Raw genomic sequence first — 11,807 nt, 5'->3', positions numbered from 1 at the left:
AGCAAATTCAGCGTTTACCAAACTTGAAAAAATGGTTCGTTGAAATCTTTTGTAACTCTGCTTGATTTTGGATCATTTATTTCTTGCAACACTCTTATAGAAACTCCTTCCCGAAAAAACAGATATTGGGAACGTGGACAATTCAAAGGGTTGGATTTGAGCGGTATTATCTTGCGTAACAGCAGCATTCAATGGATCAAACTTTATATGGGAGGAGTAATTTTGCGTAATGCTGACTTGACCAACGTTGATTTGGGTGAGAGCGATTTCACGGGGGCTGATTTGAGCAATGCCAGAATGCGCGGAGTCCGTATTTTCCAATCGATTTTTGAGCGAGCCAATTTGAGTGGAGCCGATTTGGCGGGAGCTAGTTTGGTTGAGAGTGATTTTTACTGTGCCGACTTGAGTCGAGTCAAATTGAGAAACGCAAGAATCAGATCGATGGGATTTGTCCGTACTGATTTGACAGAAGCGACTTTCAAGAGAGCTAGGTTGGGAAGTGTTAGTTTTGAGAAAGCCGAGTTGATTAGGACGGACTTTCGTGAAGCTAAGTTCAGGGATGACAGAGTTTTCGGAGTCAACTTCCGAGATTGCCTTTTCGAGGAAACCCTCATGCCCGATGGAACTATTTTGAGTAACGATATATGATTCTGAATTTTCATCAATAAAGTTTGTATCAACTGAAAGATTCGCTGTTAACATCCGATTAGGATATCGGGTATTTATTTTCAGATTTGTTTTAACTTCCTTATCTGTAATATCAGCAAAACTTTCAAAGCCCGAATTAACTTATCTCAATTTGAATCCCTATCTATTAATACTAAAAAAAACTCATTAATTGGGTACATAAAAATATTTATTACTTCAACTTTTAATTACCGTGCTGCAATCTACGAGATAAACTATAATAGCCTGGATATTGTTTAAAAAATTCGCCGCTAATAACTCTTCCCTTAGCGTCCTCTGCGGTTCCATGCCCTAACCATGTCCACTCAACCCACAATTCAAAGCATATACACTGATGGTGCTTGCACCGGGAACCCTGGCCCAGGCGGTTGGGGTGTTGTCGTCTACTTCAGCGATGGCTCAATCCACGAAATGGGCGATGCATCCCCTCATACCACTAATAATAAAATGGAAATGCAAGCGGCGATCGCCGCCCTGCAATTCCTGCAAACATCTCAACAAGCCCAAGCCATCACCCTTCATACCGATAGCGAATACCTGATTAATTGCGTTACCAAGTGGGTGAAAGGCTGGAAAAAGAAAGGTTGGAAAAAGTCAGATGGTAAACCCGTCCAAAACCAAGACCTTTTAGAAACTCTCGACGAACTCAATACCCAACAGGTGAAATGGCAACACGTCAGGGGACATTCTGGTAACATAGGTAACGAACGTTGTGATGCGATCGCTCGCACCTATGCCAGTGGCAAAATCCCTTCGCTACAACAATTATCTCCCACAGATTTTGACAACTCTTTACCTGATTCCAGCCAACTAAATGTAGCAAAAGTAGCTGATTCTGACAAAAGCTCTCGAATAATTAACCAAAGTACACCAGAAGTCAGTACTTCTGCATCAGAAATAACTGTTATGGAACCACCAACTGGGCTAAGTGCGATCGCAACCGATGAAAAACCGTCAGAAATTAGGGTTTTGCAACTCCGCAGCTTGGTCGAAACTCTGCGTATTGCTGACGAAATTTCTGAAAAAGGTTACTTAATCACCAGTTCTGAGTTAGCAGACTTGATGGATGTCCACGCCAGCGCTGTCACCAGTCGGGGAGATCAATGGCGCTGGCGAAACTGGATAGTGTCACGGGTACGCCGTGAAGGAAATCAAATTCTTTGGGAACTGGAACGCGGGGATCAAATAGGAGGTGAAGAGGAGTGAGGGAGTGAGGGAGTAGGGAGTAGGGAGTAGGGAGTAGGGAATAGGGAATAGGGAATAGGGAATTTCGCTCACTCACCACTCACCACTCCCCCTCTTTTACACTATATTTGCGTCCCCGCCACTCGCGCGGGGTGCGGAACGCAGATAAGAAGATTCGTAGCACAGCTAAGGGATCAGCTAAAGGGGAAAGCCAGAATAACCAGCGGCCTTTAGCGGTTGTGCGATCGTAGGAAGGTGCGATCGCTATTAGCATAGCAAAGCGAATCACCAGGAGAAATAAATTCAGTCCCAGCAGAAGAAGTGCGGGAGTGGGTAGAGACGCGATTAATCGCGTCTCTTGCAAGTAGGAGAGTTGGGGAGAAATTAACAAAAAAGTCAGGACAATTAAAAGGGGTAGACCCTGAACAGATGTGAGTAGCCATAAATCTCCCCACAACTGAGAGCGAGAAGTTGCATCTTTAAGGTCGAGACTCCGCCCCCATTCCTTCCACGTCTCCATCGCCCCTTCATACATCCGTACCTTCAGCACCTTTGCGCCATCTAAAAAGCCCACTTTATACCCTTGAGCAGCAATATTCCGTGCCAAAGTGACATCATCACAAAAAGAACCACTCGCACTGCTATAGCCACCCACAGCAGCTAAAACGGAGCGACGACACAAAAAACACTGCCCATTTGCCATCACCCGTTCTGGTTGCTCTGTATTAATCCCGGCGGGGTCAAATCGGTAAAGCAGAGTCATCAACAAAGCTGGTTGTAGCCAGCACTCGCCAGGATATTTAAGGATGAACTGGGGCGAAAGGGAAACTAGATCATAACCTTGTGCTTCGGCGGTCTTCACCAAACCAGCAACTAAACCCGGATGCGGTTGGATATCAGCATCCAGCCCCAGAAACCACTGACTAGCCTCAGAACTATATAGAAAACCGTTATGCAACGCCCAAGGACGCCCTACCCAACCAGAGGGTAAGGGGTCATCTGTCATCAGGCGAAAGCGCGGATCTTTCTGCTGTATCGCTTTTACCAAGTCAGGAGTGCCATCAGCAGATTTGCTGTCTACAACAATTATTTCCCGAACCTCGTAGCTTTGCTGACTTAAACCAGCTAACAGAGGGCTAATGCGAAGCGCCTCATTCAATGTGGGAACGACGACACTAACCCTACCCAAAAGCTCCGGCGTTGGCTGTTGCGGTTCTATTGGCGGAAGGCGTTTTGGTCCCTTTAGCAGACGCGAAAACAGAATCGCCGTTGCTGGTACTTGGATAAGTAGCAATAAAAGGGAGATGGCGCTTTCTACTATCAAAGCGTTGTCATTAGTCATTAGTCATTAGTCATTTGTCATTTGTCATTTGTCATTGGTCGAATGGCACTAAGAAAAGCCCAAAGGCTTGTGTCGCCTCGTTCCCAGCCTCCAGGCTGGGAACGAATTCCGAGAGGTTCTACCTCTGGTCAAGAAAGAGGAGGCGGAGCCTCCCAGAATGGTTTCCCAGCTTCCAGGCTGGGAACCAGTCAGGGCAGGGGCTGTATCTTAACTTAGTGCCATTCGGTCATTGGTCATTAGTCATTAGTCATTAGTTATTAGTTATTAGTCATTCCCCTCATCTCCCTCATCTCCCTCATCTCCCTCATCCCCCCACTCCCCACTCCCCACTCCCCACTCCCCACTCCCCACTCCTTATTTCAAAGCAACTTCAACCTTTGCTACTGATACTTCCTTGCTTACTGGTTCAACAGCAACTTGCGTGGGTGTGGTTGAACTGCTTAACCACAGTGCCACGGCGGGAGTCACACCAAGCGATAAGCCAAGCAACACAGGGATGGAGAACCCAGCGGCCAAGCTTAGTCCGGCGGCGAAGGCAAAGTTAGTTAAATAAACGACTAAGGGTAGGTTGAGTTGCGATCGCTCTAATTTAATCGATGTATTTCTCCACAATAATCCTGCCACACTCATAAACAGGGCGCTAGTGCCAAACCAACCTGCATAGTTCTGGTAAGGTGTCCCAAAGAAAGCTCCTGGTTGTTCCCAATACCAGAAGGGCAGAGAAGATTGACTCATAGCTGGTTCAAGGGCAAAATCCCAGCAAGTAAAGAGCAAAGCACCAACGGCTATAGCCGCAATATGGCGTCCCCAACTGGGTTTTTGAGCCACTTTCAAACCAGTTCTAGCAATTAAGTAAGACGACAGCCCAACATAAAACCAAGATAAAGGAATTGTGAAAGGAACTAGCCCCGCAATCTTATAACCCAAGCCACTCAAGTAGCTATAATCGCCAAACGGAAAACCTGTGCTAGTTCCCAGTAGTTCACTTCCCAAAGAGATAAACACAGCCGGCAGCATAAATGCTAGCCAAGTTCCCAATCCCAACGTCCGGTAGGCATAAATAGAGACAGCTATTGTCCCCAAGATGATATCAACTACACCGCCACCCGCCATACTTAACTGCATGGCAGTTTCTCCAACTTGCGATAAGTTGAAAATTATTTCGGCATTAGGTATGACCAGTAGCATCCCTACCAGTCCAAAGGCTTTTGACACGATATGACCAATGAGGCATACGCGTTCAGCAATAACAAGTTGTCTCATGATAATTCCTTAACAAGATGTGACACGCGGCTACTCGGCTGCTAACAGTTTACAAATGTTTAACAACATATTTAACTACTTTGTGCCGCAATTCTCTACAAACTTGTTTGGCTTTCTTGCGAACAGCATAACAGTCTATTGATTGAAACTATAAGAAATATGATGATAAACCTACTAGTTTAAGCCATATAGCCAAAATCTACATAATTTCATCTGTAAAAACTTCTTCTTTTTTTGTCCCACTGATACCCAGATGATGAAAAACTCGTTCCATGTAGGGATCTCATTGAGGGAGTTTGATGAAATAAGGGATAGTGTCCAAGCAGGCGATCGCTTTTACTAACCCTTGTGCCAGGAAAAATGTTGTGTGTGATGTAACATTTTGATAGTAAGTGTGAAAAATGACACATTTACCCCAAAAAATCACGCCGGGGGCTACGAGGTATCCTGTAATCTAAATGACTAACAGACGCCAATTTTTCAAAGGGGTGGCAGCCCTTTCTAGCTTATCTTTAGCTGGTTGTGGCTGGAGGCTAGCTGAAGTACGTGCTAATTCTAATCCGAATGGTCAACGTGACCAACTTTATATCTTTACCTGGACGCAATATACTGACAGCCAATTACTGAAAACTTTTAGCACCCAAACCGGCATGAAAGTGCTAGCGGATGTGTATGATTCCAATGATGTCATGCTGGCTAAGTTGCAAGCTGGAGGCGGTGGCACTTACAGCATCATCTACCCATCCGATTACATGGTGCAGAAGATGGTAAACAAAGGTTTGTTAACAGAAATAAATCACGATCGCTTAATCGGTTTAGAGAATTTATTCCCCCGGTTTCAGAATCCTAGTTATGACCCCAATAACCGATATAGTATCCCTTTTAACTGGGGGACAACAGGTTTACTTTACAATTCCGAAAAACTCAATGATGCACCACAAGACTGGGATTATCTTTGGCAAAACCAAAAGCAACTTAGTCAGCAGATGACCTTGCTCAATGATGTTCGAGAAGTGATGGGTGCGACGTTACGGATGCTAGGTTATTCTTACAACTCAAAAAATGAACAACAAATCAAACAAGCTTATGAAAAGTTGAAGGTGCTAAAACCTGCGATCGCACGTTTTGACACCGACGCTTGGCAAAATCAAATTCTCGCAGGAGATTTACTATTGGCAATGTGTTATTCAGCAGATGCGGTGAAAATCTCTCAAGAAAACCCTAAACTAAAATATGTAATTCCTCGCAGTGGTTCTTCATTATGGACAGACACTATTGTTATTCCCAAAACAGCCCCCAACCAAGCTGGAGCTTATGCTTGGATTAACATGATTCTACAACCAGAATTAGCAGCCCAAATCAGTCAACGCCTGAGTATATCTACACCTAATAGTGCTGGATTTGAGCAATTGCCAAAAATCATCCAGAACAATACTAATTTGTTTCCCTCAGAGTCGGTTTTAGCAAATTGTGAACGTGTTAGTCCTGTAGGAGAATTTGAAGATGTTTACGATCGCTATTGGACTCAATTAACTAGCAGCTAAAATAGTTAGGAGAGACGCGATTAATCGCGTCTGTACAGGAGTATTGAGTAGAGACGCGATTAATCGCGTCTGTTAGGAGTTATAAATAGTGAATTTTGAAAAAAATGAGATTTCTAAAATAGAAGAATTGTATCGCCCCGTCAGAAATTGGCTTCAACCTTTGGTATTACTTGCACCATCGGGGATTTGGTTATTACTTTTGTTGGTGCTGCCAAGTTTGATAATTTTGGAGTTAAGTTTAGTTGCAGACATTCGACCGGGAGATTTGGTTAATCCCAACGGATTCAAAAACTACATCCGAATATTTGACCCCCTTTACTTGCAAGTAATCGTGCGATCGCTATTTTTTGCGTTTGGCACCACCATCATTTGTTTAATTTTGGGCTTCCCCGTCGCCTATTGGATTGCTCAGATAGCGCCGCAACGTTGGCGTAATTTGCTGCTATTAGGCTTTATATTACCTTTGTGGACTTCCTCGTTACTTCGCTCCTATGCTTGGATTACAATTCTTCGTCCTACTGGTTTATTCAACAGTTTACTCAGCAATTTAGGCTTGCCTACTTTGGAATTACTTAACCAAAGTCAAGCTGTATTTATTGGCATGAGTTACAGCTTGTTACCCTATATGGTTTTGATTTTATATGCTTCTCTCGAAAAGCTAGACAAGCGGTTGCTAGAAGCGGCGGCTGATTTAGGTGCAAATCCGGTGGAAACTTTTTGGCAAGTAACCGTACCGCAAATTTTTCCGGGAATTGCGGCTGCTTCCATGCTTGTATTCATCACAGGCTTGGGGGATTTTGTCGATCCAGAATTACTTGGTGGTGCTTCTAGTATGACGGCGGCGCGGTTAGTTTATAACCAGTTTCTGGGAGCAACTCAAAATTGGGGATTTGGTTCAGCTTTGAGTATGACGTTAATTTTGCTTGTTAGTATTGCGATCGCACTTTTGATTAAGTTTGGTGAAACTACACCCAAACGCTAAACTTTTCGTCACTCACTTATAATAAAACAGGAGTCAGAATACAGAATTCACCAATTGTGAATACTCTACCCATAAAGGGATAGAGTTTTAAGGCGAGAATATTTTAATTTTTTTCGCTTGACTTCGCGCAAGGTTTTAAACCAATATTCATTACCCAGTCGGACTCCAATTCAATTCTGAATTCTGACTCCTGAGTTCTGAATTCTTCTTATAAAATCATCAAACGCCAGCGAGACAACGGTTATGCTCTCACCTGATCTCAAAAATGCGTTACCAACTACTGATGAACTTCCCTGTTCAGACGATACGCCAGTGGATAACGAAGACCAAAATTTTTTGCCCAACATTTTACTTTTCCTACTCAACTCTATTTGGGCAAATCGCATGGATTGGTACTTCGGAGTAGATATGGGAGTGTATCACACCACAGGAGTAAATCCCAGAGTACCTGTAGTGCCAGATGCTTTTTTGAGTGTGGGAGTAGAACGGAGAAAGGGTGGCAAATCACGCAAAAGTTACGTAGTTTGGGAAGAAAAGGGGATAGTTCCAATATTCACATTAGAAATGGTATCCCACACCCCAGGAGGTGAATACGATGAGAAGCTAGATATATACAGAAAACTCGGTATATTGTACTACGTAATTTATAACCCAGAGTTTTGGCGGCGCGACCAACATCAACCCTTTGAAGTATATAAGTTGATAGATGGAAACTACCAACTACAAATAGGTGAACCCTATTTGATGCCAGAGGTAGGATTAGGTATTGGGCGACACCAAGCTGTAATTGCCGGGATACAACAGGAGTTTTTATGTTGGTATGATCAGCAAGGAAACCGCTATTTGACAGATGCAGAACAAGCACAACAAGAACGGCAAAGGGCTGAACAGTTAGCGCAGTATTTACGCTCTCTAGGTGTAGATCCAAATAATCTACCTGGTAATTCGTAATTACGAATTACGAATTATCAATGATTTGTCGCCATGAGTAAATGCTTAGAATCATTGGTATTACTGTTAACTAACCCCTGAATTGTAGAAAGAAACTCATGCTCTAAATAAGGCTTGGTCAAGTAAGCCTTTGCACCCAATTCTTGGGCAAGCTGGCGGTGTTTTTCAGCGCTGCGAGAAGTGAGAATCATTACAGGTATTTTTGCTAAATTGGGGTATTGACGGAAATTGCTCAACAACTCAAAACCATTCATTCGTGGCATCTCTAAATCGGAGATGACAACTTGTATTTCTGGATGTAACTGCAACTTTTCTAGAGCTTCTATACCATTTTGAGCTTGTATTACTTGATAGCCAAATTTTTGCAGAGTTAGAGAGAGAGTTTGCCGGAGACTAATTGCGTCATCTACCACTAAAACAACTTTTGGTGATTTATTATCTGGTACTTGAGAATAAATGGGTTGGGTTTCTATAGTTGTTGTGGAAGTCGATGCAGTTTTTGGTGATTTATTATTTGATACTTGAGAATAAATGGGTTGGGTTTCTATAGTTGTTGTGGAAGTCGATGCAGTAAGTAATGGTGTAGATGAAAAATTGTGTCCCGATATCGGCAAGGCTTTTTTACTTGACGAAGAAGCTATTGGTAGCGCCCTGATATCAAGTGTTGTTTGGTGGATCTCGCTAGACTCAACCAGCAATGAAGCATCAATCACTAAGATCAGATTACCATTGGCTAAACTACTACAACCATAAATGTATTTTGGCGGTGCGATCGCATTTCCTAAAGGTCTAATTACCAGTTCTTGTTCACCAATTATTTGGTCAACTTCTAAAGCAATTTTTCCCTGATTTCGTCGGAGCAAAAGCACCGGATTTTTCGCTATGCTTGGGTCGTGAGTATTTGATGTATTGTATGGAGTAACACTATTAAACAATGAACCATTATAATCAATCAACTTTGAAAGTTGACGGAGGCTGACCATAGTCTCATCATTGTCTGTGTTTGAATAGAAGACTTTTTTGCCTTCAATTTCTTTAATCTGTTGTTCAGAGGGAATCAATATTTTTTCGATACTGTCCAAAAGCAGGGCATAAACAACGCCTTTGGCTTGAACTAGCATTAACTTTTCTGTAGTCATAGAAAAAGGAATTTTGAGTATGAATGTTGTTCCTTGGTTGGGAAAAGATTGAACGGAAATTGAGCCATTAAGTGCGTGCATCTGAGTACGCACAATATCTAAACCCATACCGCGTCCAGAAATTTCGCTTACTTGATTAGCAGTAGAAAATCCCGGCGAAAATATCAAATCTAAAAGTTCAGTATCAGCCAGATTAGAAGCATAGCTCCTAGTTTTTTCTCCAGTTTGTATGGGATGAAATTCAACAGCTTTTTTGCGAATTCTGTCTAAATTCAATCCCTGACCATCATCCCGAACTTCGATAACAGTTTGGCTACCCTGATGATAGGCGGAGATTTCGATTAAACCCTGTTCTGCTTTACCATGCTCTTTGCGAACTTGCGGAGTTTCAATCCCGTGGTCAAAAGCATTACGCACTAAGTGTAATAAAGGATCGTAGAGCTTTTCTGCGATCGCTTTATCCACTAGCACCGCAGTACCAGTAAGTTTCAATTCTACAAGTTTGGCATAAACATTCCCCAACTTATTTACCATGTGGGGGAAGCGATTCAGGATATTGCCCAAAGGCGACATTCGTGCTTCTACTAAGCTATCTATAATATTAAGAGTTAAATTCTCTTGTTTGTCACTAATTTGAGCAGCTTGTGTCACGAGTAAGTCAAGAGACTCTGTGGTTTCTTGTAGTTGCAGTGTCTCTTCTATTGCTTCATGCAATCTCATGTGAAATTCTGTATATACATCCATCTCTAGAGAGTCAAAATTCACTGCAAAATCTTGCGTTTGTTCTGAACTAATATTTTGTATTTGTAATGGTAAATCACGTAATTCATTTAAAGTAGTTTGGTGTCTAGTGAGTTGCTGTTCTAATTGCTCAATTATTTCTTTGACTTGTTCATCTTGCAAACTACGCCGTTTTTGGTAAATCAGCAATTCTCCTGCTAGATAATTGAGATGTTGCAGCCTCTCTGTATCTACTCGAATAAATGAAGGTTGGCGCAAATTTTTAGTTTGAACATACTGTGATTTATCTTCTATTTCTTTATTGATTTGTGTAGCTAAATCAGGCATGACTTCAATAGTTGTTTCAGAAACTACTGGCTCACTAACAGTTAATGAATCAAGCTTTTCTGAAGAATCATCAGTCTGGCTCGTCACCACTTCAGCAGCAAGGTTTTCGCTAGCTTCTTCTCCCCATATTGCTTCTACTAAGTTATCAGTTGCTTCAGGAGATACCGATTTAGATATTTCTTTAAAAACTAAGAGTGTTTGTAACTTGGGACTATCAAGCCAATTTTTCTCTTTGCCATTAACAGGAGGATAATTTTTATATTCTTGTGCTAATGTATGAATTTGCTTTTGTAATATTTTAATTACGAAGAGGTAGCTCTCAGATGGTTTAACAGAATATTCAAATTTTGCAACTGCAAATAGGATGATTAAGATGATCCCACGTCGATAAATACAAAGACTTTGACTATCTCCTTCATCTAGGACAAAATCAAGAAACTTTTTCTGCCAGTTTTCAATATAATTAAGTAGACTTATTCTTTCTAATGTGGGAATCAGTAAAGTCAAACTGAGTTCTGGCTCTGGTATTTCCATCTGGTGATTAAACCAGCCAAAAATGTAGCGAATTACCTTTAAATAAAACTTGGCAGTTGTGGGATTGACAGGTTGGTTTTTATTGTTATCAGATGTAGTGATAAACTGGTAAAATTGTTCTTCATTGATGATAGATGTGCCAACGGATGAATTATTTTGCAATTCTCCAGATAACTGATTATTTGCCACTGTCGTGAGTTTTCGCAAACCTGGAGAAGGTTCTCCACCAGAAGTGCGATCGCCTGCTAATACTAATTTTTGTGCTTGTTGCAAATCTGCAAGAGCAACTTCGGCAATTTGCTGCACCTGGGTGGGATTTGCTTGCAGCGCTGACAGAATTGTTTGGGCAATTTCTCCCAATCCAGGTAAATTTAGAGATTCTGCCAAGCCGAAAAACACCTCAGCTTGAGACTGTAAAAACTCGATAAATTCGTCACTATTTGGTGGATTGTTAACAGCGTCAGCAATAGTGTTTAGACGTTGTTCTACACCCACTTCAAAAACGGACTGCACAATATCAAATCCTAATTCTTCAGAAGTGGGAATATGAGATTCAGCACCAAAAGCATCACCTAGTTTTTCTTGCAACTGTGCAAACACTGAAGTTGCTCGATGGAGGAGTTCATCATCATTAACAGTACTGCCTATTAGCTCGGTATTTAATGCTATGCTCAGACACTCATAAGCTTGTAACAAAAGTGTTTGTAATTCGGCATCAATTACCACTTTGGGATTATATAGAGCCTTAAATACATCTTCTAAAAAATGGGCTATCATCTTAATTACTTCTAGCCCAACATTAGCGGCTCCACCTTTAAGTGTATGAGTAGCCCGCATTAAATTGTGAACTTTGGCAATGCTGTAACCTTCCGATAAGCTAAATAGTTCTTGTTCAATAATTTGTAATAATTCCGGGGCTTCAGCTAGAAAGTAGATGTATCCTTGTTCGCGAATTTCTTTATCTGTGATCATAAGTGGGGAGTGGGGAGTGGGGAGTGGGGAGTGGGGAGTGGGGAATGGGGAATGGGGAATGGGGAGTGGGGAATGGGGAATGGGGAATGGGGAAGATCGAAATTCACATTAGATGTAAATTGAGAGTTGAAAACCTTTCA

Annotated in this window: 8 protein-coding genes; 5 read left to right on the top strand and 3 right to left on the bottom strand. The window is 41.9% G+C overall.

Annotated elements, in window-relative coordinates; genetic code table 11:
* Window positions 1-156 precede the first annotated feature (156 nt).
* The gene (locus tag V7K27_RS13035) at window positions 157-648 is read left to right on the top strand and encodes a pentapeptide repeat-containing protein (RefSeq protein ID WP_334947744.1); all 492 of its coding nucleotides are present in this window, start codon (window positions 157-159) and stop codon (window positions 646-648) included.
* Between the two features lie 336 nt (window positions 649-984).
* Window positions 985-1,893: a ribonuclease HI gene (rnhA, locus tag V7K27_RS13030; protein ID WP_334947742.1), complete on the top strand. Its 909-nt coding sequence runs from the start codon at window positions 985-987 to the stop codon at window positions 1,891-1,893.
* A 79-nt stretch (window positions 1,894-1,972) separates the two neighbouring features.
* On the opposite strand, the gene cruG is transcribed toward rnhA, so the two are convergent.
* A complete protein-coding gene (gene cruG / locus V7K27_RS13025; RefSeq protein WP_334947741.1) occupies window positions 1,973-3,214 on the bottom strand; it encodes a 2'-O-glycosyltransferase CruG in 1,242 nt (413 codons plus the stop codon).
* Window positions 3,215-3,568: 354 nt separating this feature from the next.
* Complete coding sequence (cruF, locus tag V7K27_RS13020) at window positions 3,569-4,477, bottom strand: gamma-carotene 1'-hydroxylase CruF (RefSeq protein ID WP_334947739.1); 909 nt, start codon at window positions 4,475-4,477, stop codon at window positions 3,569-3,571.
* A 458-nt stretch (window positions 4,478-4,935) separates the two neighbouring features.
* Between cruF and V7K27_RS13015 the strand changes: the two genes are divergently transcribed.
* The 3 genes from V7K27_RS13015 to V7K27_RS13005 all read left to right on the top strand — a co-directional run bounded on the left by V7K27_RS13015 (window position 4,936) and on the right by V7K27_RS13005 (window position 7,954).
* Window positions 4,936-6,021, top strand: coding sequence for a polyamine ABC transporter substrate-binding protein (locus V7K27_RS13015; RefSeq protein WP_334947737.1), 1,086 nt, complete (start codon window positions 4,936-4,938; stop codon window positions 6,019-6,021).
* Between the two features lie 88 nt (window positions 6,022-6,109).
* A complete protein-coding gene (locus tag V7K27_RS13010; protein WP_334947735.1) occupies window positions 6,110-7,003 on the top strand; it encodes an ABC transporter permease in 894 nt (297 codons plus the stop codon).
* Between the two features lie 243 nt (window positions 7,004-7,246).
* Window positions 7,247-7,954, top strand: coding sequence for a Uma2 family endonuclease (locus V7K27_RS13005; RefSeq protein WP_334947733.1), 708 nt, complete (start codon window positions 7,247-7,249; stop codon window positions 7,952-7,954).
* Window positions 7,955-7,971: 17 nt separating this feature from the next.
* Here V7K27_RS13005 and V7K27_RS13000 read toward each other — a convergent pair whose 3' ends face one another.
* Window positions 7,972-11,667: a hybrid sensor histidine kinase/response regulator gene (locus tag V7K27_RS13000; RefSeq protein ID WP_334947731.1), complete on the bottom strand. Its 3,696-nt coding sequence runs from the start codon at window positions 11,665-11,667 to the stop codon at window positions 7,972-7,974.
* Between the last annotated feature and the right edge of the window lie 140 nt (window positions 11,668-11,807).

Source organism: Nostoc sp. (assembly GCF_036919575.1).
In the GTDB taxonomy this organism is placed as follows: Bacteria; Cyanobacteriota; Cyanobacteriia; order Cyanobacteriales; family Nostocaceae; genus Nostoc.
Note: the sequence above shows the minus strand (reverse complement) of the source record. Positions and strands in the feature narration are given on the sequence as shown.

Excerpts from the sequence above, each read along its gene's own strand:
- rnhA (WP_334947742.1), top strand. The coding sequence starts at position 985 with ATGTCCACTCAACCCACAATTCAAAGCATATACACTGATGGTGCTTGC.
- cruG (WP_334947741.1), bottom strand. The coding sequence starts at position 3,214 with ATGACTAATGACAACGCTTTGATAGTAGAAAGCGCCATCTCCCTTTTA.
- cruF (WP_334947739.1), bottom strand. The coding sequence starts at position 4,477 with ATGAGACAACTTGTTATTGCTGAACGCGTATGCCTCATTGGTCATATC.
- V7K27_RS13015 (WP_334947737.1), top strand. The coding sequence starts at position 4,936 with ATGACTAACAGACGCCAATTTTTCAAAGGGGTGGCAGCCCTTTCTAGC.
- V7K27_RS13005 (WP_334947733.1), top strand. The coding sequence starts at position 7,247 with ATGCTCTCACCTGATCTCAAAAATGCGTTACCAACTACTGATGAACTT.
- V7K27_RS13000 (WP_334947731.1), bottom strand. The coding sequence starts at position 11,667 with ATGATCACAGATAAAGAAATTCGCGAACAAGGATACATCTACTTTCTA.